This is a genomic window from Rathayibacter sp. AY2B5 (genome assembly GCF_002931645.1).
Lineage (GTDB): Bacteria > Actinomycetota > Actinomycetes > Actinomycetales > Microbacteriaceae > Rathayibacter.
Genome location: NZ_PSUE01000018.1, coordinates 47014 through 67861 on the forward strand (window position 1 = coordinate 47014; position 20848 = coordinate 67861).

The following is a 20848-nucleotide window of genomic DNA, read 5'->3' on the forward strand; positions in this document are numbered from 1 at the left end:
GGCTCCGCGGCGCTGAGCTCGCCGACGGCCGGCGTCAGCGCGGTCGGACCGGCAGCCAGCCCCGCCGAGACGCGAGCACGCCCGCCTGGAAGCGGCTCTCGGCGCCGAGCAGGTCGAAGAGACCGGCGATGTGCCGACGGCAGGTGCGCACGCTGAGGTCCAGCCGTGCCGCGAGCGCCTCGTCGGTGAGCCCGGCGGCGAGGCCCTGCAGGATCGAGCGCTGCACCGCGGAGAGGAAGGGCTCCTCCTCGGCACCTGCCGCGTGCAGGGGCGCTGCGAACTCCCACGCCGCGTCGAAGACGCGCGCCAGGGTCGCCGCGAGCTCGGAGGAGCGGACGACCAGGGCGGCGCGGTCGTCCTCGTCCCGGGAGCGGGCGACGATCGCGAGGGAGCGGTCGAAGACCACCAGCCGGAAGGGCAGCACCGGGAGGGTCCGGAACCGCGCGCCCAGCGGCTCGAGCTCCGCGACCGAGCGCCGGAGGGCCGCGTTGTCGCGGCGGCGGTCGTGGTACAGCGTCCGTCTCGCGATACCGCGCCCGAGCAGCTCGCGGTCGACGGCGTCGCTCGCCTCGTGCCGCTCCACGCTGCTGGTGCCGGGAGCGGCGATCAGCACCTCCTCCGAGGCTCCGCGCTGCAGGTCGAGGAGCAGCCGGAGGACGGTCGCCGGGTCCTCGATCACCTCCACCTGCTCCGCGGCGGCGAGGGCGCTGCGGGCGCTCCGGTAGGCGGGGACGAGGGCCATCAGCTCGCTGCGGCGGCGGGTGATCCCGGTCTGCAGCTCGAGGAGGCGCCGCTCGTCGTCGGCGATCAGCTCGGCCAGGGCGATGTCCGGCGCGGCCGTGGCGAGCGACTCCGCGCCCGCGTGCAGCGGAGCGAGCAGCCGGAGCCCGATCAGCTCGTCGCGCGCCTCGCGGAGGCCGTCGACGGTGACGCCGAGCTCGTCCGACGCGCTCTCGAGCGACCAGTCTCCGCGCACGGACGCGTGCAGGTACAGCGCGATCGCGTTCTCGCTCAGCACCGGCGGCCCCCCCCGTTCTCCCGACCCTCCCGAGTGTAGGAGGCGCGCACTCAGCGCCGCCGCGCGAGAACCGCGACGACGGCGAGCTCACCGGCGAGGACCAGCGCCACCGCTCCGAACACGGCCGGGCCGACCAGCGCGGCGAGCGGAGTGAGACCGGCGTTCGCGAGGAGGGGGGCGAGGAGACCGATCACGACGCCGGTACGGCGGGCGGGGGGCTGCCGGCGGGCGACGGCGACGACGCTCAGCGAGGTCGCGGCGGCGGCGGCGAGCACGAGCAGGAGGACCGCCGCGGGGTGCGGCTCCCCGAGCAGGAGGAGCGCGGCCAGCGCGGCCCAGGCGAGGGCGCCTCCGGCGGCGACGGGGCCGAGGTGCGGGGTGGCGGCGGGTGCAGTGGCGGTCATGGTGCGTCCTCTCGTCGTGGTCCTCCGAGCCTCGCGGAGGCCCGTCGGCGGAACCAGATCAGCATCCGGGCACGGCAGCATCCGGACATGCGGCGGACCCCCGGCTCCGCGCGGGGCGGAGGGTCGGGGGCCCACGGGACGTCCGGGCAGGCTCCGGCCGTGGCAGCATCCGGTCAGCCGGCCTCGCGCAGCCTCCCGACGGCGGGGTGGAGGCTGCGCTGCGCACGGCGCGACGGCGGAGTCGTGGGTGTCGTCGGCTCCTCCTCCGGGGGCGCCCGCTCTTCCCGGGGCGGTGCCCGCGGTCGTAGGCTCGCGCTCATCCGCAACGGGAGGGGCCGACGATGACCGCCACGAGAGAGACGTCCGCCCCGCCCGAGCTCAAGCGGGTGCTCGGCCCCAAGCTGCTGCTGCTGTTCGTGGTCGGCGACATCCTCGGGACCGGGATCTACGCCCTCACCGGGCAGGTCGCGGCCGAGGTGGGCGGGGCCGCGTGGCTCCCCTTCGTGATCGCGTTCGTCGTCGCCACGCTCACCGCCTGCTCCTACCTGGAGCTGGTGACGAAGTATCCGCAGGCCGCGGGCGCCGCGCTCTACGCGCACAAGGCGTTCGGGATCCACTTCGTCACGTTCCTCGTCTGCTTCACCGTGATGGCGAGCGGGATCACCTCGGCCTCCGCCGCCTCGGGCGCCTTCGCGAGCAACTTCGCGATCGGCTTCGGGCTCGGGGACGGCGCGGGGACGCGGCTGAGCATCGCGCTGGTGTTCATGGTCTGCATCGCCCTGGTGAACCTGCGGGGCGTCGCCGAGAGCGTCGGGCTGAACGTGGTGCTCACCCTGATCGAGCTCTCGGGCCTGCTGCTCGTGATCTTCGTGTGCTTCTTCGCCGTGTTCGGCGGGCAGGCCGACTTCTCGCGGGTGGTCGCGTTCGAGGCGCCGGAGGACAAGTCGCTGCTGCTCGCGGTGAGCACCGCGACCTCCTTGGCGTTCTTCGCGATGGTCGGATTCGAGGACTCCGTGAACATGGCGGAGGAGACGAAGGAGCCCAGCCGCATCTTCCCGCGCGTGATGCTCACGGGTCTCGGCATCACCGCCGTGGTCTACGTGCTCGTGTCCACGCTCGCCGTCGCGATCGTCCCCGTGGGGGAGCTGGCCGGCAACGACACTCCGCTCGTCACGGTCGTCGAGGCCGCGGCGCCCGACTTCCCGATCTCGACGCTGCTGCCCTTCATCTCGCTCTTCGCCGTGGCCAACAGCGCGCTGATCAACATGATGATGGCCAGCCGCCTGCTCTATGGGATGAGCCGCCAGGGCGTGCTGCCGCCGTTCCTGCAGAACGTGCTGCGCGGACGGCGCACGCCGTGGGCCGCGATCCTCTTCACGACGGTGATCGCCCTGCTCCTCACCGCCTACGTGTCGCGCGACCCCTCCGACCCCATCGCGGTGCTCCTGGGCGGGACCACGTCGCTCCTCCTGCTGGCGGTCTTCGCCGTCGTCAACGTCTCCGTGCTGGTGCTGCGGCGGCAGCCGGTCGAGCACCGTCACTTCCGGACCCCCACCGTGCTGCCGGTGCTGGGCACGATCGCCTGCGTCTACCTGGTGCTGCCGATCACCTCGGGACGCGACACCGCCCAGTACGGCATCGCGGGGGTGCTGCTCGTGATCGGCGTCCTGCTCTGGGCGGCGACCTTCATCGACCGGCGGGTCCGCGGCTACGCGCGCACCGCGGCGATCGCTCCGGAGGAGCTCGACGCCGATCCCGCGGAGGACGCATCGGGAGCGCACAGCGACGGCATCGGCCGGTCATAGCCGATCCATAGGGAACTCCCGATACTGGAGTCATGAGCACCCCGGCCCCCTCGAAGCACCTCGCCCCCGCGCAGCGCACCCGCCTGAAGCGGGCCGACGGGACGCCGATCCGCGTCCTCGTCGTCGACGACGAGAGCACCCTCACCGACCTGCTCCAGATGGCTCTGCGCTACGAGGGCTGGGAGGTGCGCACCGCCGCCGAGGGCCGCGCCGCGATCACGATCACCCGCGAGTTCCGGCCCGACGTGATCGTGCTCGACGTGATGCTCCCCGACATCGACGGCCTCCAGGTCCTGCAGCGGGTCCGCGCGGACGGCAGCGAGACCCCGGTCCTCTTCCTCACCGCGAAGGACGCGCTCGACGACCGGATCGCCGGGCTCACCGCCGGCGGCGACGACTACGTCACCAAGCCCTTCTCCCTCGAGGAGCTGGTCGCCCGGATGCGCGGCCTCATCCGCCGCAGCACCCTGCTCGCCAACGACGCGGACGACCCCGAGGTCGTCGTGGGTGACCTGGTGCTGAACGAGGACAGCCACGAGGTCCGCCGGGGCGGCGACGAGATCGAGCTGACCGCCACCGAGTTCGAGCTGCTGCGCTTCCTGATGCGCAATCCGCGCCGCGTGCTCAGCAAGGCCCAGATCCTCGACCGGGTCTGGTCGTACGACTTCGGCGGCAAGTCGAGCGTGGTCGAGATCTACATCTCGTACCTGCGCAAGAAGATCGACGCCGGCCGCTCGCCGATGATCCACACCGTGCGCGGCGCCGGCTACCTCCTGAAGCCCGCCGACCAGTGAGCCGCACCGGCCGCCCGTCGCTCGGCGACTTCGCGACCCGCTCCGCCCTCCGCAGCTCCCGCCGCGGCCGGCGCGCGCCGTGGACTCTGCGGCGGCGGATGGTCGTCGCCGTGGTCGCGCTCGTCGCGGTGACGGCGGGCGTCGTGGGAGCGGTCAGCGTGCTCTCCGCCCGCTCGATCCTCTACGGCAGCACGGACGCGTCGCTCAGCCAGTCGGTCACGCGCCTCCAGGACTTCGACGGGCCGAGCCGCTTCGGCGGGTCGAGCGCGATCGAGCAGGCCACGACCTGCCCGAGCGGATCCTTCGGCGGCGGCCCGAGCCAGAACCTCAGCACCATCACCGCCGTCCAGGGCTCGGACGGCTCCTTCATCGGCGCCTACGTCGACGCCGACGGGGTCTGCCGGCAGTTCTCGGACCCGGCCGACTCGGTGCTCGCGGCGGCCGTCGCCGCGGGGGGCGAGGAGGCGACCATCGAGCTGCCCGGGAGCCTCGGGACCTACCGCGTGCGCGCGGCGGCGGTCGAGGGCTCCGTCGTCGTCGTCGGCGTCCCCCTGGGCGAGGTCGCCGAGACGCTCGCCTCCCTCACCTGGGTGGTCGTCGTGGTGGTGCTGCTGGCGATGCTGCTGGTCGCCCTCGTCGCCACCGCGATCATCCGCGTGGCACTGCGGCCCCTGGAGCGGGTGGAGGCGACGGCGACCCGCGTGGCCGAGCTGCCGCTGGACCGCGGCGCCGTCGAGCTGGTCGAGCGGGTCCCGGAGGAGGACGCCGACACCCGCACCGAGGTCGGCCGCGTCGGCGCCGCCTTCAACCGCATGCTCGACCACGTCACCGGTGCGCTGGAGTCGCGGCAGGCGAGCGAGGACAAGGTGCGGCAGTTCGTCGCCGACGCCTCGCACGAGCTGCGGACCCCCCTCGCGGCGATCCGCGGCTACGCGGAGCTGCCCCGGCGCGGCGGGACCGAGCTGCCGGAGTCGGCGGCCTACTCCCTCGACCGGATCGAGTCTGCCGCCACCCGGATGACCTCGCTGGTCGAGGACCTCCTCCTGCTCGCCCGCCTCGACGAGGGCCGCGACCTCGAGAAGGAGCCCGTCGACCTGACGCTGCTCGTGATCGAGGCGCTCTCGGACGCGCACGCCGCGGGCCCCGACCACGAGTGGGACCTCGAGCTCCCCGAGGAGCCGATCGAGATCCGCGGCGACGGCTTCCGGCTGCACCAGGTGGTCGCCAATCTGCTGCGGAACGCGACCGTGCACACGCCCCCCGGCACCCGGGTCGTGGCGGCCCTCGCCGAGGAGGTGTCGGAGGGGCGGCCGATCGCGGTCGTGACGGTCACCGATTCCGGCCCGGGCATCGCGCCGGAGCTGGTGCCGGTGCTGTTCGAGCGCTTCGCCCGCGGCGACTCCTCCCGAGCGCGCACGACCGGATCGACGGGGCTGGGCCTGGCGATCGTGGCGGCGGTCGTCGACGCCCACGGCGGGCGCGTCCTCGTCGCGTCCGAGCCGGGGCGCACGAGCTTCCGCGTCGAGCTGCCGGCGGGCTGAGGGCAGGGGCGGGGGTCTCCCGCCGCCCGCCCTACACCGAGACGCCCAGCCGGCGGCGCGCGTCGTCGAGGGTCCGCACCACGGCGACCACCTCGTCGAGCGGGTGCAGCGGCGACTCGGTGCGCCCCTCCGTCACGTACTGCGCGACGTGCAGCGCCTCCCAGGCGAGGCCCTCGCCGCCCTGGAGCGGCGTCTCGTCGATCCACGACCCGCTCTCGGAGCCGCGGGTGAGCGTCACGCCGCCCGGCGTCCAGAACGACGGGTGCACGTCGATCCGCCCCGCCCGCCCAGCGACGCTCGCCGCGTGCCGGGTGTCGGCCAGCACGGTCGAGGTGGCCACCGACTGCACCCCGTGCGCGTGGCTGCCGACGATCGTCGCGGTTGCGTCGACGCCGGTCGAGGTCATGCTGCCGGCGACGACGGTGCTCTGCGGGGTGCCCGCCACCATCGAGACGAAGGAGGAGGCGTAGACGCCGACGTCCAGCAGGCCGCCGCCCGCGAGCGCCGGGTCGAAGATGCGGCTGGAGGGGTCGAAGTCGAAGGCGGCGCCGAAGTCGGCCGAGACGACGGCGGGCGCGCCGACCGCCCCGTCCGCGAGCAGCTGCCGCACGACGTCCATGTGCGGCAGGTAGCGCATCCACATCGCCTCCATCGCGAAGACTCCGGCGTCGCGCGCGGCGTGCACCATCATCTCGGCCTCGCCCGGGGTCGGCGCGAACGGCTTCTCGACCAGGATGTGCTTGCCCGCGGCGATGGCGAGCAGCGCCTGGCGGGCGTGCTCCGAGTGCGGGGACGCGATGTAGACCACGTCGACCTCCGGATCCTCGACCACGGCCTCGTAGCCGGCCGAGGCCCGCTCGATCCCGAACCGGCTCGCGAACCGCTCCGCGCGCTCCAGCGAGCGGGAGCCCACCGAGACCACGCGCTGCCGGGTGTGCTTCTGCAGCGCCTCGACGAACGAGCCGGCGATCGAGCCGGGCGCGATCACCCCCCAGCGCAGGACGGGGGAGTCGAGGAGGGAGGGGAGTCGGGGCTCGGGGAGCGTCAGTGCCATGCGTCCACGCTAGGGCCCTGCGCCCGGCGGGGGCGAGGGGGTGCGCGGCGGTCCCCTAGGGTGTGACGGCACGCGCAGTCGCGGGCGGAGGAGGACGTCATGCCCGAGTGGTACACCCTGGGCGTCGTCGCCCTCGTGATCGTCGTGGTGGTCGTCGCGATCGTGCGCTTCCGGTTCAACCCGGTGCTGGCGCTGGCCGTGGGAGCCGCCGCGATCGGCCTGCTCACCGGGCTCGGCCCCGTCGACACCGTCTCCACGATGACCACCGGCTTCGGCGAGGTGATGATGGAGGCTGGCCTCCTGATCGGCTGGGGCGTGCTCATCGGCGCGATGCTCAACGAGATGGGCGCCGTCGTCCGGCTCGTCGAGGGCCTGCTGCGCGTCTTCGGCCGCCGCGGGATCCCCTACGCGCTGGGCCTCTCCTTCGCCACGTACCTGCAGACGATCTTCGTCGACGCGCTGATCGTGATCGCGGCCCCGCTCGCCCGCCGGATCGCGCCGCGGCTGGGGCGCGCGGGCACCGGCATCGTCGCCGTGACCTTCGCCGTCGGGCTCGAGACGGGCATCGTGATGATGGTGCCCGGCTTCGCCGCGGTCGCGCTCGCGGGGCTGCTCGGAGTGCCGCTGGGCGTGATGATGCTCGGCGGATTCGCGGTGGTGGCGCCGACGGTCGTGGTCACGATCCTGCTGATGTCGCTCGCGTTCCGCCTCGGCTTCTGGGACCCGGCGCGCGACGAGCAGCTGGTCGTGCGCGACGACACGACCGGGCTCGCGACGGTGGGGGCGTCGCCCGCCGCGGACGGCGGACGGCTGCCGTCGTTCGGAGCGCGGGGGAGCGGCGGGGCGTCCTCGAGCGGAGTCGGAGCGGCATCGGGCGGCTCGTCCGGCTCGTCCGTCGAGGACGCGGCGGGTCCCGCCGAGGCGCAGGACGCCCACCCCGCCCGCGAGCGCCCGCTCCTGCTCCTCTTCGCGCCCATGCTCCTCGCCCTCCTGCTCATCGCCGCGCAGGCGGTGCTCACCGTCTCCGGGATCGAGCTGCCGGTGCTGCAGTTCCTCGGGAACCCCGTCATCGCGCTCCTCCTCGCCGTGATCGGCACCGGAGTGGTCGGCCGGTCCAGCGTGGGAACCGCGCGGATGGAGAAGGCGGTCGCCAAGGGCTTCCAGGACGGCGGGCAGATCTTCCTGCTCACCGGCGTAGGCGGGGCGCTCGCCGCGGTGATCGCGCAGGGCGACCTCGGCGAGATCCTGAAGGGCTACTTCTCGACCTCGGCGACCGCGCCGCTGCTGCTCGTCTGGGTGATGGCGGCCGTGCTGCACATCGCGGTCGGCTCGGTCACCCTCTCGGCGATCACGGCGGCCGGAGTCGTCGCGCCGGTCGCCGCGACACTCGGCCTCGACCCGCTGCTGATCGCACTCGCTGCGGGCTCCGGCGCGCTGTTCTGCATCCACGTCACCTCGAACACCTTCTGGCTGCTGCAGAGCTTCCTCGGACAGTCGGTCCGCGGCGCCCTCAAGTCCGTGACCGTCGGCGTCTCCCTCGCTTCCGTCCTCGCGCTCGGCGCCACGCTCGTCCTCTCCCTCTTCCTCTGACCGGGCCCTCCTTCCTCCTCTCGCCGGATGCCACTCGGGCACTCGAGTCGCCGGGCGAGGCGTACCGAAGAGGCATCTCGCGGAGCTGACCCGGCCGACACGTGACGGAAACATGGAGCCTCTATCTTCCTGAGAGGGTTCACATCCGATTCGGAGATCCAGACGCCGACGGGGGCCCGATCCGTTCCGTCACGCCTCGACAAGGGAAGAACTCCGCTTGAGATCTCGAACCGCCCTCGCCTCCGGATGCGCCGCGCTCGCGCTCGCCGCCGGCGGCCTCCTGGTCGCCCCGCCGGCGACCGCCACGACCGCAGCACCCGCCGACTACACCCGCGTGGACATCGTGCGTCCGCCGTCCGCTCCGATCGCGGTGCCGACCAGCTACCCGCAGCAGACCCCGCTGACCGAGGTGCCCGTCGACCCGACCGACGCCTCGCTCCTGCGCGGAGTCACCCCCTACGACGCCATCGCGCCTCAGCTGAACGCGCTCGCCGCCCGCTCCGACCGGGTCTCGACCCAGGTGGTCGGGAAGTCCGGCCTCGGCCGCGACATCTACCTGGTCACCGTCACCGCCCCCGAGACCGAGGCCGAGACGGCTCAGCAGGCCGAGTGGCGCGACCGGCTCAAGTACGAGCCCGCCGCCGCGGCCGCCGACGCCGAGCTGCTGGACGGCTACAAGGTGCCGGTCTGGTTCAACGGCAACATCCACGGCAACGAGTGGGAGGGCAGCGACGCGATCCTCGAGTACATCGAGGGCGTCGCCACCGCCGAGGACGCGGAGACCGAGGCGCTGCTCGAGGGCAACCGCCTCTACTTCACCGTCACCAACAACCCCGACGGCCGCGCCCTCGGCCAGCGCGCCGTCGCCGCGGGCTACGACCCGAACCGCGACATGATCACCGGAGCCACCAGCGAGGCGGCCGTGATCCGCGACCTCTCGAGCGTCCTCCAGCCCACGTACTTCATCGACATCCACGGCTACACCGGGATCCTCCAGGTCGAGCCCTGCGGCCCGCCGCACGGCGAGAACTACGAGTACGACCTCTTCCTCCCGCACGCGTACGCGACCGCGCTGGAGATCGAGCGCCGCGTCGTCGAGGCCGACGTGCCCGGCAACACCTACCTCGCCGAGGACGGCAGCGCCACGACGGACAACACCGGGAAGATCCTCATCCCCTACCGCGACATCCGCGCGGGCTGGGACGACTGGCCCCCCATCTTCGCCCCGCAGTACGTCGCCTTCCAGGGCGCGATCACCAACACGGTGGAGCTTCCGCTCGGCCGCACGGCCAACAGCACTCCGGAGGAGATCGCCCAGGGCCAGGCCAACGCGGACATCGACGTCGAGGTCGCCGGGATCGTCATGGACGCCTCCGTCGACTACATCGAGGCCAACCGCGACGCGCTCCTGAGCAACCAGGTCAGCATCTTCGAGCGCGGCGTCACCGGCGCCCCCGCCGTCGAGATCCCCGCCGACGTCTCCGCGGCCGACCTGCCCGCGGGCGTGCCGACCGAGTGGACCGAGATCTGGGACGAGACCGACGTCTACACGACCGAGTACCCGCGCGCCTACGTCATCCCCGTCGACGGCACGCAGCGCTCCGTCTCGGACGCCGAGACCCTCGTCGCGCAGCTGCTCGCCCACGGCGTCGAGGTGTCGCGGACCACGGCCGCCACGAGCGTCGGAGGAGTCTCCTACCCCGCGGGCACCTACCTGGTCGACATGCACCAGTCGGTCCGCGGCCTCGCCAACGTCCTCCTCGCCGACGGCAGCGACATCTCGAGCCGTGTGCCCGAGATGTACGACGTCTCGGCCTGGAGCCTCTCGCTCCTCTGGGGCGCCGACGTGCAGGCGATCGGCTCCACCACCGGTGCCCTCCCAGCCGTCGGCCTGGAGCCGGTGACCGCCGTCGCTCCGGTCGGCTCCGTCCCGGCAGGCGCCGACTACCTCGCCTTCGAGCCGCGCGGCGTCCTGGAGTACCAGGCCGTCAACGCGCTGCTGGCCGACGGCGTCGCTCTCGAGCAGTTCGAGGACGGCACCATCGCCCTGCGTGCCGACGCCGCCGGGCTCGCGGCCGCCGAGGGAGCCGCCGCCGTCTTCGGCGTCGACTTCACGGCGACCACCGCCGACCGCGTGCGCGCCGAGGACGGGAAGGCGCTCGACGCCCTCCGCGTCGCCTACTCCGGCACGAACGAGGACCGCGACGCGCTGGCCAAGCTCGGCTTCGCCGATGCGGTCGCCGTCGACGCGGCCGCGCTCACCGCGGGCACCGCGACCCTCGAGGGTGCCGACGTGCTCTACGTGGGACGCGCCCTCTCCTTCACCCCGGAGCAGGCCGCGGGCCGCACCGTGGTCGAGGAGTTCCTCGCGGCGGGCGGCGACGTCGTCGGCCGCGGTGGCGCTGGAGCGGCCTTCGTGTCCGACTTCGGCCTGGCCGAGCTGACCGCGCAGACCGGCACCAGCGGCTCCAACGGCATCGTCTCGGTCGAGACGCCCGCCGGCGGAGTCCTGGGCGACTACCCGCAGGACACCGCGTTCGTCTCGCCGGCACTGTGGTTCGCCGGTTTCGACGAGTCGGTCGCGGTCGAGCAGAGCTACTCGGAGGACGGCACGTTCGTCGCCGGGCACTGGGTCGACTCCGAGGGTCAGTCCCGCAGCGACGCGGCCGGGCAGGCCTCGGCCGTCTCGTTCTCGACGGAGTCGGGCACCGAGGGCTTCCTCTTCGGCACCTCGCCGGTGTTCCGCAACCACCCGGTCGGAGCGTTCAGCGACGTCGCCCGGGCGCTGCTCGCCGTGGCGCCGGAGGGCGCCGCCGTCGAGCTGCCGGGGACCCCGGAGCCCACGCCGACGCCGGAGCCGACCGGCTCGCCGGAGCCGACCGCGACTCCCGAGCCCACGGCGACTCCTGAGCCGACCGGCTCACCGGAGCCGACCGCGACCCCCGAGCCGACGGCGACTCCTGAGCCGACCGTGACGCCCGAGCCGACCGTGAGCCCCGAGCCCACGCCGACCCCGGAGCCCACCGTCGCGCCGACGGCCGGACCGACCGCCACGGCCGCGCCGATCACCGCACCGACCGGCCCCGGCGGCCTCCCCTCCACCGGAGTGGAGACCGGCTCCTGGCTGCTGCTCTCGGGAGGTGCTGTCGCCCTCGGCCTCGGCTCGCTCCTGATCGCCCGCAGCCGTCGCCGCGAGGACCAGGAGGCCTAGCCTCCGCCTCCGGGGAGGGATCGGGCGCCCGCACCACCGGGATCGTCCTCGCCGCCCTCGGACTCGTCGCCGTCGTCCTCGCGATCGTGCTGCTCGTCCGGCCCGCCGGCGGGGGAGCGCCCGGCGCAGCCACGGCGTCCGCGGGCCCGTCCTCGGCGCCGTCCGGGACCGCTCCGGCGACGTCCGCCGCTCCCGGCTCCGCGGAGGCGGCCGACGGCGCCGCCGCCCCCGCACCGACGGTCTCCGCCGCTCCGTCCGGCACCGAGCCGGGCACCGGATCCGATGCTCCGCCCGCGATCGTCTCCTTCGCCTCCACCCCCGCCTCCGTCGACTGCGAGGGCGACCGCACCGCATCCGTCCCGCTCGCCCTGTCGTGGGAGACGAGCGGAGGCGCCACCGCCCGCCTGGCCGTCGGCATCACCGACGCGAGCGCGGGCGAGCCCGTCGACCTCGCGGCGTCCGGCTCCGCCGCCGTCACCGCCGACTGCCGCGACTCCGAGACCCTGATCACCCTCGCCGTCCTCGCTCCCGACGGCACCACCGCTCAGCGCACCCTCGTCGTCCCCGCCTCCTGAACCGCTCCGCCCGCGCGGAGGCGGTCCCGGAGGCGTCGAGCGGCCCCGGCACGGCAGAATGGGACACGATGACCTCCACACCCCCTCCGCTCGGCCTGCTCCTCGACGTCGACGGGCCCATCGCGAGCCCCGTCACGCGCACGATCTCGATCCCCGAGATCGCCGACGACCTCGTCACCCTGGCCAACGCCGGCATCCCGATCGTGTTCAACACGGGCCGCTCCGACGCGTTCCTGCGCGAGCGGGTCCTGCCCGCGCTCCTCGAGCGCGGCGTCTCGGCCGAGGCCCGCATCGTCTGCGTCTGCGAGAAGGGCGCCGTCTGGTTCACCGTCGACTACCGCGGCACCTCGGAGCCGATCGTCGACGAGTCGCTCGCGATCCCCGAGCCGGTGGCCCGCGACCTCGAGCGGATGATCCGCTCCGACTACGACGACCTGGTCTTCTTCGACGAGACCAAGCGCGCCATGGTCTCGGCCGAGCAGCTGGTCGACCTGCCGAGCGAGGACTACCTCGAGCGCCAGCTCGTCTTCGACGCCGACGCCCTGCAGATCATGACCGCCGCGGGCCTCGGAGTCGAGCGCCGCGGCATCCGGTACCCGAACGAGGAGGGGACGGTCGACTTCCGCATCGACCCGACCGTCATCTCGACCGACATCGAGTCGAACCGGCTCGGCAAGGACCTCGGCGCCCAGCGCGCCGTGGAGCTGCTCGGAGCGACCGGCGCGATCCCGCAGCGCTGGCGCACGGTCGGCGACTCCCGGAGCGACTACGCGATGGCCGACTGGCTGTTCGAGCACGCCTACGACGTCGCCCACGTCGACGTGCGGCCCGCAGAGGGCGTGCCCGAGAAGCCCTACCCGGTCCTCGTCGTCGACGGAGCCGTGAACGACGCGGCCGGCGCCGCCGTGCTCCGCCGCTGGACGGAGCTCGTCGCCGACGAGACGACGCCCGAGGTCGGCGGCGCGATCTCGCTCCATGCCCGGAGCTGATCCGCAACCCTCGTCCCTCGTCGCTCAGGCCCGTTAGCGTTCGAGCATGAGAATCGCAGTCACCGGTGGATCCGGCAAGCTCGGCCGCCACGTCGTCACCCGCCTCCGCGCCTCCGGGCACGAGGTCTTCAATCTGGACCGTGCGGGGGACCGCGGCGCGGGCTTCGTCCGCATCGACATCGCCGACTACGGCCAGGTCGTGGACGCGCTGCAGTCGGTGAACGACCAGTACGAGGGCATCGACGCGCTCGTGCACCTCGCCGCGATCCCCGCGCCGGGCCTCGTGCCCGACGTCGCCACGTTCCACAACAACATGATCGCGACGTTCAACGCGTTCCACGGAGCGATCCGTGCCGGCATCCGCAACGTCGTCTACGCCTCCAGCGAGACCGTGCTGGGCCTGCCCTTCGACGTCCCGCCGCCCTACATCCCGGTCGACGAGCAGTACCCGGCGCGCCCGGAGTCGGTCTACTCGCTCACCAAGCACCTCGAGGAGCAGATGGCGATCGAGCTGTGCCGCTGGCACCCGGACCTGAAGATCACGGGCCTGCGCTTCTCGAACGTCATGGACGAGGCCGACTACGCCGAGTTCCCGTCGTTCGACTCCGACGCGCTGCTGCGCAAGTGGAACCTCTGGGGCTACATCGACGGACGCGACGGAGCGCAGGCGGTCGAGAAGGCGCTGCTCGCCGAGACGACCGGGTTCGACCGCTTCATCATCGCCGCGGCCGACACCGTGATGACGCGCCCCAACGCCGAGCTGGTGGCCGAGGTGTTCCCCGGCGTCGAGCTGCGCGGCGACCTCGGGACAACCGGCACCCTGCTCTCGATCGACCACGCCCGCGAGGTCCTCGGCTACGCCCCCGAGCACTCCTGGCGCGACTCGCAGCAGGGCTGACCCGCGGGCCCGGCGCATCGGGATCCGCGCTGTTCGTCGGTGGGGTGGATCCCGATACGCGGGCTGCGCCCGCTCCTCGATCAGCAGGGGTGCGGTCGGCCCGTGACCGTGCCGGTCGAGGAGCGGCAGCGCGGCGTCTCGAGACCCGCCCTGTTCGTGCGCGGCTCGGCTCGCCGCCCCACGCACGAGCGCGCCCGGTCCGCAGGATGACTGCAGGCCGGGCGCGCTCCGTGGAGCCGAGGATCAGCTCGGGATGTAGTTGAAGGTGTCGGGGTCGGGGCCGGTGCGGTGGCCGCGGTCGAGCGCCGTGATGTCGGTCATCGCCTCGTCGTCGAGCTCGAAGTCGAAGAGGGCGAAGTTCTCCTCCACGCGCTTGCGGGTGACCGACTTCGGGAAGACGATGTCGCCGCGCTGGATGTGCCAGCGGAGCACGACCTGCGCCGGGCTGCGGTCGACGTTGCGCGCGATGCGGGTGATGGTGTCGTCGTCGAGGACGAGGCCCTGCGCGATCGGCGACCAGGCCTCGGTCGCGATGCCGTGCTCGGTGCCGTAGGCGCGGAGCTCCTGCTGCACGAGGTAGGGGTGCACCTCGATCTGGTTCACGGCCGGGACGATGGTCGCCTCGGCGCGGAGCCGGTTGAGGTGGTTGGTCTGGAAGTTGGAGACGCCGATCGCCTTCGCCTTGCCGCTGCGGTAGATCTCCTCCATCGCCTTCCAGGTCTCCAGGTAGTCGCCCACGTTCGGGAGCGGCCAGTGGATGAGGAAGAGGTCGACGTAGTCGAACTTCAGCTCGCCGAGGGTGACGTCGATCGCGGCGAGAGCGTCCTCGCGGGCGTGGAAGCCGTTGTTGAGCTTGCTGGTCACGAAGACCTCGGAGCGGTCGAGGCCGGAGGCGCGGACGGCCTCGCCGACGCCCGCCTCGTTGCCGTACATCTCGGCGGTGTCGATGTGGCGGTAGCCGACCTCGAGGGCCGCCAGGGTCGCGTCCTTGGTCTCGGCCGGGTCGATCTGGAACACGCCGAAGCCCAGCTGCGGGATCTCCACGCCGTTGTTCAGGGTGATCGTGGGGACCGTTGCGGTGTCGTCGCTCATGAGCGAGTACGTCCTTTCGTCGGGGCGAGGGCGCAGTGGAGCCGCGCCGTCGTGCCTCCAGTCCATCGCCTGCGGCTCTCAGCATCAACCCCTTGCGCGCTCGGCGGACATCCAGCTTCCCCCCGGAGGAGGAGTCGGATCCCCTGAGCAGAGGTGCGCCCGCTCCGGGAACGCCGAAGGCCCCCGGCACGGATGCCGGGGGCCTTCGGGGAGCGCGACTTACGCGCGGGACTTGCGGCCGACGATCGCGCCGTAGATGAGGAGGACGACGATCGCACCGACGACGGAGACGATGATGCTCACGATGTTGATGCCGTTGACGGCGTCCTGGATGCCGAACAGCGTGCTGAGGAAGCCGCCGAGCAGCGCGCCCACGATGCCGAGGACGATCGTGATGATCCATCCGCCGCCCTGCTTGCCGGGGAGGATGAGCTTGGCGAGCGCCCCGGCGATGAGGCCGAGGATGATCCAGCTGATGATGCCCATGATGTTTCTCCTTCAGTTCGTGCTCGATCGGCCGTTCCGATGCGAGCGGAGACACCGGCGGGCCGGTGTCCTGTGAGTCGTGGAAGCGGAGGTCAGCGGAGGCGGCGCTGCACCTTGTCGCGGGCCTTGCTCGCGATGGCGGTGAGCTGCTTGGCCTCGCGCTTGGAGGTCTTCTTGAGCTTCTTGCGGGTCTTCTTCGTGGCCGGGTCGTTCCACACGCCGAGTGCGAGGTGGCGCAGCTCTTCGTAGCGGCCACGGCCGGCGCGGGAGCCGAACACGTAGGCGGTGAAGGCGACCAGTGCCAGCAGGACGAGGCGGGGATTCATGCGGTGACCCTTCCATCGGAGAGCACCGGGTCGTGCTCGACACCCATTTGACTCTCCTGCGCAATTCGTGACAAACCACGGCCCGACCATTGACAGGGACCCCTCGCATCGTGTTCCGCGTGCGCGTGTACCCGATTCAGCCGCAGGCCGGAGACGTCTCGGACGGGAAGCGAGCGTGGAGGTAGTGGCCGTAGCCGCCCTCGACCCGGTTGTCGCGGCGGCCGGAGGTGACCACCTCGCCGCGGTCCGTCGCTCCGACCCGGGCGCCGCTCGCGCGCAGCCGCTCGACGAGCAGGACGTCCTCGTGCAGCGGCTCCCGCCCGAATCCGCCCGCGGCGAGGTACGCGCTCGCGCGGACGCCGAGATTCGCGCCGTGGATGCTGCCGATCGACTCCTCCCGCGCGCGGACGTCTCGCCAGCGCGAGTAGGCGCCGGGGGAGAGGTCGGCCGGGTCGGGCCGGACCGTGCCGAGCAGCGCGTCGTGCCGTCGCGCGTGCTCGACGTGGGCGGCCAGCCAGTCGCGGGGGACCACGGTGTCGGCGTCGGTGTTGGCGATCCACACCTGCTCGAGCGGAGCAGCGACGGAGTAGAGGGCGTGCGCGATCCCGGCGGAGCGGGCGGCGCCGACTCCGCAGCGGGCGAGCTCCAGCACCTCGGCGCCGACGGCACGGGCCCGCTCGACGGTCGCGTCGGAGCAGCCGTCCGCGGCGACCACGAGGCGCATCCCGATTCCGGGCGCCCGGTGGGCGAGGTGGGTCGCACTGGCCTGGACGGAGGCGATCAGGCCGCCGATCCGCTCCTCCTCGTCGCGCGCGGGCACGACGACCAGCACCTGCGCGAGCCGGCTCACACCAGCCCCGTCCGGCGGGCGACCGAGCGGGAGTCGCGGGCGTGGACCTCGAGCAGGACGTCCTCCTCCTCGTGGCGGGCGAGGCGGTGCAGGCCCAGCTCGGCCACGGCGGACTGCACGGCGTCGCCGCCCAGAGCGAGCCCCTCGATCGGATTCCGCCAGTGCACGGTGACGAGCTCCCCAGCGGGGGCGAGGGCGTCGCGGATGGTGCGCAGCACGCCGGGGAGGGCGTCGCCGAGGTAGTAGCCGACCTCCGAGAGCACTACCAGGTCGAACGGACCCTCCGGCACGCCGCGGGTGATGTCGTGGTGCTCGACCCGCACGTGCTCGAGCGGAGCGAGGCGGCGGGCGGCGCGCTCGACGGCGGCGCTCGACACGTCGATCGCCAGCAGGCTGTCGGCCCGGTCGGCCAGCGCCTCCGCCAGCACGCCGATCGAGGCGCCGATCTCCAGCACCGAGCCGTAGCGCTGCTCCGGCAGGCTCGCGAGGGTCAGGGCGCGCTTGCGCTGCTCGTACCAGCGGCTCGTGTACCCCCACGGGTCCTCGTGGCGGGCGTACAGCTCGTCGAAGTAGCTCATGCGATCCTCACCAGCCGGTCGTCCCCGGTGAAGGTGCGCAGGAAGAGCGGATGGAGCACCGGACCGGTCCCGTCGGGCCCGGGGCGGGTCTGGCTGGGATAGCGGGAGCGGGCACGGCGGGTGCGCTCGAGCAGCTCGTCGTCGAGCGGCAGGCGCACGAGGTCGCCCCACGGCACCTCGGGGTCCTCCGGGACCGCCCAGTGCCACAGCCAGATCGGCGCGGCGAGCAGCGGCTGCCCGAGCTCGCGCGCGACCTCCGCGCAGATCTCGCCGACCACGCGGTGGTCCCGGTGCCCGTCCCCGGTCCAGGTGGAGAGGAGCAGGACGGTCCCGGGGGCGCCGGCCGCTCGCTCGCGCACCTCGCGTGCGATGCGCTCGTGGTGCTCCGGGGTCGCCGAGTCCGGCACGTCGAGGAAGGCGAGCCCGATGCCGGGGCCGAGCTCCGCCAGTGCGTCCGAGGCCTCCCGCCGGCGCTCGGCGGCGAGGTCCGCGTCCCGCTCCCCGTGGGCCGCGGCTCCGTCGGTCACGACGACGACGTCGACCGCGATCCCGCGCCGACGCGCGAGCGCGATGGTGCCGCCGCAGCCGAGGGTCTCGTCGTCGGCGTGCGCGACGACCACCAGGACGCGCCGGATCCCGTCGGGCAGGGTCAGCTCCGGGAGCCGGTCGCGGCGGCCGTCCGCGGTCCAGCGCTCGAGAGGAGTGCCCTCGAGGCGCCCGTCGAAGGGCCGGCTCACCAGGAGGCCGCCTCGCCCGAGGCGAGCACGGCGCGGCCGAGAGCGGCGTCGTCGCGCTCGGCGTGGTGCTGGCGGACGTAGAGCGCGAGATCGGCGACCCGCTTGGCGTGCTCGGCGTCGAGGGCGAGCGGAGCCGGGCCGAGCGCGCGGCCGGCGCGGAGCAGGATCTCCTCCACCGCTCCGGCGACGCTCGCCCGCACGCGCTTGGCGAGCAGTGAGCCGCGGGGGCCGTCGGCCTCGCCCGCGTCGACCGCCGCGGCGGCCTCGTCCAGCGCCCGGCGCGACGCGGAGAGCGCCGTGTCGATCGCTCCGAGGTGGGCCAGGAGGTGCGGGTCCTCGCGTCGGGCTGCCGCTGCCGCGACGGCAGCCGCGACTCCGAGGGCTCCGCCGTGCCAGCAGGCGGCGACGCCGATGCCGCCCCAGGCGAAGCCGGGCCGCGAGAGGTACCAGCCGGCGTCCCCCACGGGGACGGCGCGGGTGCCGGAGAAGCGGACCGGTCCGCTGGGCACCTCCGTCAGGCCCCGCGCGTGCCAGGCGTCCTGCTCCGGCGTCGCCGACCCGTCGCGCAGCGCCACGGCGAAGAGGCGGCGCTCGCCGGAGGCGTCGCCGACGTGGGCGGTGACGAGGGCGGCGTCGAGGCGGTCGGCCAGCGAGCACCAGGGCTTCACGCCGTCGAGCAGCCAGTCGCCGTCGCTCTCGCGCGCGACCAGAGGATCCCCGCCGCCCTCGGCCGCGAAGACCCCCCAGGCGGCGTCGGCGGCGACTCCGAGTCCGGACGGGTCGAGCTCCGCCTCGCCGAGGATCGCGAGAGCGTCGAGGTGCGGCTCCACCGCGCGCGCGACGCCGAGGTCGTGCCGAGCCAGGCGCTCGAGGAGACCGTGCAGCTCGGCGGTGCGACCGGTGCCGGGCCGGGGCGCGTCGGCGCTCAGACCGCGCGCGAAGCCGAGCGCGCCGTCGACGTCGTGGGGGAGGAGAGAGGAGGAGTGCTGGTCCATCGCCTCCGAAACTACGCAGTCGAGCGGGCGGCGTCCGGCGATTGTCCCCGAACGGACGGGGTGCTAAGCGTCAGATGTCAAGGTCGTTGATCCTGTGCAGGAGAGAGGCGAAGAGCTCGACGTCGGCGAGCGCCCAGCTGCGCAGCTCCTCGTGCATCAGCGCCTGGTTCGAGCTGCGGATCTCGCGCAGCCGCGCGGCGGTCGCCGGAGTCACCGAGAGGATCGTGGCGCGGCCGTCCTGCGGGTCGGGGGTGCGCTCGAGGAAGCCGAGGCGGTCGAGCGCCGTGATCTGGCGGCTGAGCGCCGACTTGTCCATCTCGAGGAGCTCGGCCAGCACGCCCGAGTGCACGGGTCCGCGGCGCTCGAGCGCCGAGATCGTCTTGTAGCCCAGCGGCGTCAGCTCCGGGTGGAGCCGCTCGGCGTAGGAGCGCATCGCCGCCCGCACGCGGTTGAAGAGGGTGCTGAGCTCGCCCTCCACCGAGGCGATCGCGGAGTCGACGTCGCGGGCGGAGTCGGGGGTCGGGCCGGTCATGCCTCCAGCATCCCGCGAGCGGGCCCTCCTCCTCTGACTTGCGCCCGCGCGCCGCGATGACGTACGCTTCCCGAAGCCAAAGACCGCCGGTTTCCGGTGTGCGCACGAGCAGGGCCCCGGCCCCGCGGATCGCCACCGGACGAAGGATTCGCGAAGCGAATTGCCCGCGCAGGTGCACGAGTTCAGTTCCGCCTCACCGCGATCCCGAAGCTCCGCGCCCCTGTGCCGGAGCTTTTTTCTTTGCCTGCCTTCGGGCTACCGGCACGAGAATTCACAGGAGTAGCCATGGCGAACAAGGAAGCCTCGGTTGCCGAACTCACGGAGAAGTTCCAGAGCTCGACGGCCGTTCTGCTGACCGAGTACCGCGGTCTCACTGTTGCTCAGCTCAAGACGCTGCGCAAGGACATCAGTGAGCACGCAACCTACGCCGTGGTGAAGAACACGCTGACCAAGATCGCGGCGAACAACGCCGGTATCTCGTCCTTCGACGACGAGCTCGCTGGCCCCTCGGCCATCGCGTTCGTGCACGGCGACCCTGTCGCCGTCGCGAAGTCGCTGCGTGCCTTCGCCAAGGCAAACCCTCTCCTCGTGGTCAAGGGCGGTTACTTCGACGGTAACCCGCTGACCGCAGAAGAGGTGGGCAAGCTCGCCGACCTCGAGTCCCGCGAAGTTCTGCTCGGCAAGCTCGCCGGCGCCTTCAAGGCCTCGCTGTTCGGCGCCGCATATCTGTTCAACGCTCCGCTCTCGAAGGCCGTTCGCACGGTCGAGGCGCTGCGCGAGAAGCAGGAGTCCGCGAGCTGACGTCTTCCCCTTCCGGGAAGCAGTGCGCGCGCGGTTCGTAGACAAAGAAAAACAAGGAGAAAAATCATGGCAAAGCTCACGCAGGACGAGCTCATCGAGGCCTTCAAGGAGCTCACGCTCATCGAGCTCTCGGAGTTCGTCAAGAAGTTCGAAGAGGTCTTCGAGGTCACCGCTGCGGCGCCCGTCGCCGCCGCCGGTGTGGCCGGCCCGGCCGCCCCCGCCGAAGAGGTCGAGGAGCAGACCGAGTTCGACGTCGTGCTCGAGGCCGCCGGCGAGAAGAAGATCCAGGTCATCAAGGAGGTGCGCGCCCTCACCAGCCTCGGCCTCGGTGAGGCGAAGGCGCTCGTCGACGGTGCCCCCAAGGCGGTCCTCGAGGCCGTCAACAAGGAGACCGCCGAGAAGGCCAAGGCTCAGCTCGAGGGCGCCGGCGCGACCGTCACCGTCAAGTAATCCCCTTCACCCGTCGCGGGTGCCGGCTCCGGTCGGTCGCTCGTCAGGGTGACGCAGGCACGCCTGCAGACGCAGGGCGTCGTCTTCTCGGAGGCGGCGCCCTTCGTCGTTCCCGGCCGTTG

Annotated in this window: 21 protein-coding genes; 10 read left to right on the top strand and 11 right to left on the bottom strand. The window is 72.9% G+C overall.

Annotated elements, in window-relative coordinates:
• Positions 1-34: 34 nt before the first annotated feature.
• Together C5C30_RS12010 and C5C30_RS12015 are read right to left on the bottom strand one after the other, a co-directional pair.
• Positions 35-1018 (bottom strand): helix-turn-helix transcriptional regulator, encoded by a 984-nt coding sequence (locus C5C30_RS12010; protein ID WP_104333804.1) that lies wholly within the window; start codon positions 1016-1018, stop codon positions 35-37.
• Between the two features lie 50 nt (positions 1019-1068).
• Positions 1069-1422, bottom strand: coding sequence for a hypothetical protein (locus tag C5C30_RS12015; protein WP_104324517.1), 354 nt, complete (start codon positions 1420-1422; stop codon positions 1069-1071).
• Between the two features lie 341 nt (positions 1423-1763).
• Between C5C30_RS12015 and C5C30_RS12020 the strand changes: the two genes are divergently transcribed.
• The 3 genes from C5C30_RS12020 to C5C30_RS12030 are packed head-to-tail and all read left to right on the top strand — an operon-like array spanning position 1764 to position 5562.
• Entirely contained in the window at positions 1764-3227 is a 1464-nt protein-coding gene (locus tag C5C30_RS12020) for an APC family permease (protein ID WP_104247764.1), read from the top strand.
• Positions 3228-3259: 32 nt separating this feature from the next.
• Positions 3260-4021 carry a response regulator transcription factor gene (locus tag C5C30_RS12025; RefSeq protein ID WP_104223650.1) on the top strand — a complete coding sequence of 254 codons (762 nt, stop codon included), beginning with the start codon at positions 3260-3262 and terminating at the stop codon, positions 4019-4021.
• On the top strand, positions 4018-5562 hold the full coding sequence (locus C5C30_RS12030; RefSeq protein ID WP_219812137.1) for a cell wall metabolism sensor histidine kinase WalK: 1545 nt from the start codon (positions 4018-4020) through the stop codon (positions 5560-5562). Before C5C30_RS12025 ends, C5C30_RS12030 begins: the two co-directional genes overlap by 4 nt.
• A 31-nt stretch (positions 5563-5593) precedes the next feature.
• Here C5C30_RS12030 and C5C30_RS12035 read toward each other — a convergent pair whose 3' ends face one another.
• Positions 5594-6616, bottom strand: a complete 1023-nt coding sequence (locus C5C30_RS12035) for a Gfo/Idh/MocA family protein (RefSeq protein ID WP_104234222.1) — start codon at positions 6614-6616, stop codon at positions 5594-5596.
• Positions 6617-6715: 99 nt separating this feature from the next.
• On the opposite strand from C5C30_RS12035, the gene C5C30_RS12040 reads away from it, so the two are divergent.
• From C5C30_RS12040 to C5C30_RS12060, 5 genes are all read left to right on the top strand, one after another.
• Complete coding sequence (locus tag C5C30_RS12040) at positions 6716-8206, top strand: GntP family permease (RefSeq protein WP_104333805.1); 1491 nt, start codon at positions 6716-6718, stop codon at positions 8204-8206.
• A 217-nt stretch (positions 8207-8423) separates the two neighbouring features.
• Complete coding sequence (locus C5C30_RS12045) at positions 8424-11417, top strand: M14 family zinc carboxypeptidase (RefSeq protein WP_104333806.1); 2994 nt, start codon at positions 8424-8426, stop codon at positions 11415-11417.
• An 86-nt stretch (positions 11418-11503) separates the two neighbouring features.
• The gene (locus C5C30_RS12050) at positions 11504-11992 is read left to right on the top strand and encodes a hypothetical protein (RefSeq protein WP_104333807.1); all 489 of its coding nucleotides are present in this window, start codon (positions 11504-11506) and stop codon (positions 11990-11992) included.
• A gap of 68 nt (positions 11993-12060) precedes the next feature.
• The gene (locus C5C30_RS12055) at positions 12061-12981 is read left to right on the top strand and encodes a hypothetical protein (protein ID WP_104234599.1); all 921 of its coding nucleotides are present in this window, start codon (positions 12061-12063) and stop codon (positions 12979-12981) included.
• A gap of 46 nt (positions 12982-13027) precedes the next feature.
• Entirely contained in the window at positions 13028-13879 is an 852-nt protein-coding gene (locus C5C30_RS12060; protein ID WP_104227477.1) for an NAD(P)-dependent oxidoreductase, read from the top strand.
• Between the two features lie 243 nt (positions 13880-14122).
• Here the strand turns inward: C5C30_RS12060 and C5C30_RS12065 are convergent, their stop codons facing one another.
• From C5C30_RS12065 to C5C30_RS12100, 8 genes are all read right to left on the bottom strand, one after another.
• Positions 14123-14971 carry an aldo/keto reductase gene (locus C5C30_RS12065; protein WP_104224329.1) on the bottom strand — a complete coding sequence of 283 codons (849 nt, stop codon included), beginning with the start codon at positions 14969-14971 and terminating at the stop codon, positions 14123-14125.
• Positions 14972-15190: 219 nt separating this feature from the next.
• Positions 15191-15457 (bottom strand): GlsB/YeaQ/YmgE family stress response membrane protein, encoded by a 267-nt coding sequence (locus C5C30_RS12070; RefSeq protein ID WP_104224330.1) that lies wholly within the window; start codon positions 15455-15457, stop codon positions 15191-15193.
• A gap of 92 nt (positions 15458-15549) precedes the next feature.
• Positions 15550-15783, bottom strand: coding sequence for a hypothetical protein (locus tag C5C30_RS12075; protein WP_104227476.1), 234 nt, complete (start codon positions 15781-15783; stop codon positions 15550-15552).
• A 136-nt stretch (positions 15784-15919) separates the two neighbouring features.
• Positions 15920-16633 (bottom strand): glycosyltransferase family 2 protein, encoded by a 714-nt coding sequence (locus C5C30_RS12080; protein WP_104333808.1) that lies wholly within the window; start codon positions 16631-16633, stop codon positions 15920-15922.
• The gene (locus C5C30_RS12085; RefSeq protein WP_104333809.1) at positions 16630-17211 is read right to left on the bottom strand and encodes a class I SAM-dependent methyltransferase; all 582 of its coding nucleotides are present in this window, start codon (positions 17209-17211) and stop codon (positions 16630-16632) included. The genes C5C30_RS12080 and C5C30_RS12085 overlap by 4 nt, the downstream gene beginning before the upstream one ends.
• A complete protein-coding gene (locus C5C30_RS12090) occupies positions 17208-17948 on the bottom strand; it encodes a PIG-L deacetylase family protein (protein ID WP_181027272.1) in 741 nt (246 codons plus the stop codon). The genes C5C30_RS12085 and C5C30_RS12090 overlap by 4 nt, the downstream gene beginning before the upstream one ends.
• Complete coding sequence (locus tag C5C30_RS12095; protein ID WP_219812390.1) at positions 17945-18943, bottom strand: acyl-CoA dehydrogenase; 999 nt, start codon at positions 18941-18943, stop codon at positions 17945-17947. The genes C5C30_RS12090 and C5C30_RS12095 overlap by 4 nt, the downstream gene beginning before the upstream one ends.
• 70 nt (positions 18944-19013) lie before the next feature.
• Positions 19014-19475 carry a MarR family winged helix-turn-helix transcriptional regulator gene (locus tag C5C30_RS12100; RefSeq protein ID WP_104224334.1) on the bottom strand — a complete coding sequence of 154 codons (462 nt, stop codon included), beginning with the start codon at positions 19473-19475 and terminating at the stop codon, positions 19014-19016.
• A gap of 285 nt (positions 19476-19760) precedes the next feature.
• Between C5C30_RS12100 and rplJ the strand changes: the two genes are divergently transcribed.
• Both rplJ and rplL read left to right on the top strand, forming a co-directional pair.
• A complete protein-coding gene (gene rplJ / locus C5C30_RS12105; RefSeq protein WP_055791018.1) occupies positions 19761-20276 on the top strand; it encodes a 50S ribosomal protein L10 in 516 nt (171 codons plus the stop codon).
• Between the two features lie 66 nt (positions 20277-20342).
• Complete coding sequence (gene rplL / locus C5C30_RS12110) at positions 20343-20726, top strand: 50S ribosomal protein L7/L12 (protein WP_104224335.1); 384 nt, start codon at positions 20343-20345, stop codon at positions 20724-20726.
• The last annotated feature ends 122 nt before the right edge of the window (positions 20727-20848 follow it).

What these genes read in the sequence shown, in the direction of transcription:
- C5C30_RS12015 (WP_104324517.1), bottom strand. Translation starts at nt 1,422, where the DNA reads ATGACCGCCACTGCACCCGCCGCCACCCCGCACCTCGGCCCCGTCGCC.
- C5C30_RS12020 (WP_104247764.1), top strand. Translation starts at nt 1,764, where the DNA reads ATGACCGCCACGAGAGAGACGTCCGCCCCGCCCGAGCTCAAGCGGGTG.
- C5C30_RS12025 (WP_104223650.1), top strand. Translation starts at nt 3,260, where the DNA reads ATGAGCACCCCGGCCCCCTCGAAGCACCTCGCCCCCGCGCAGCGCACC.
- C5C30_RS12035 (WP_104234222.1), bottom strand. Translation starts at nt 6,616, where the DNA reads ATGGCACTGACGCTCCCCGAGCCCCGACTCCCCTCCCTCCTCGACTCC.
- C5C30_RS12040 (WP_104333805.1), top strand. Translation starts at nt 6,716, where the DNA reads ATGCCCGAGTGGTACACCCTGGGCGTCGTCGCCCTCGTGATCGTCGTG.
- C5C30_RS12055 (WP_104234599.1), top strand. Translation starts at nt 12,061, where the DNA reads ATGACCTCCACACCCCCTCCGCTCGGCCTGCTCCTCGACGTCGACGGG.
- C5C30_RS12060 (WP_104227477.1), top strand. Translation starts at nt 13,028, where the DNA reads ATGAGAATCGCAGTCACCGGTGGATCCGGCAAGCTCGGCCGCCACGTC.
- C5C30_RS12065 (WP_104224329.1), bottom strand. Translation starts at nt 14,971, where the DNA reads ATGAGCGACGACACCGCAACGGTCCCCACGATCACCCTGAACAACGGC.
- C5C30_RS12070 (WP_104224330.1), bottom strand. Translation starts at nt 15,457, where the DNA reads ATGGGCATCATCAGCTGGATCATCCTCGGCCTCATCGCCGGGGCGCTC.
- C5C30_RS12075 (WP_104227476.1), bottom strand. Translation starts at nt 15,783, where the DNA reads ATGAATCCCCGCCTCGTCCTGCTGGCACTGGTCGCCTTCACCGCCTAC.
- C5C30_RS12085 (WP_104333809.1), bottom strand. Translation starts at nt 17,211, where the DNA reads ATGAGCTACTTCGACGAGCTGTACGCCCGCCACGAGGACCCGTGGGGG.
- C5C30_RS12095 (WP_219812390.1), bottom strand. Translation starts at nt 18,943, where the DNA reads ATGGACCAGCACTCCTCCTCTCTCCTCCCCCACGACGTCGACGGCGCG.
- C5C30_RS12100 (WP_104224334.1), bottom strand. Translation starts at nt 19,475, where the DNA reads ATGACCGGCCCGACCCCCGACTCCGCCCGCGACGTCGACTCCGCGATC.
- rplJ (WP_055791018.1), top strand. Translation starts at nt 19,761, where the DNA reads ATGGCGAACAAGGAAGCCTCGGTTGCCGAACTCACGGAGAAGTTCCAG.
- rplL (WP_104224335.1), top strand. Translation starts at nt 20,343, where the DNA reads ATGGCAAAGCTCACGCAGGACGAGCTCATCGAGGCCTTCAAGGAGCTC.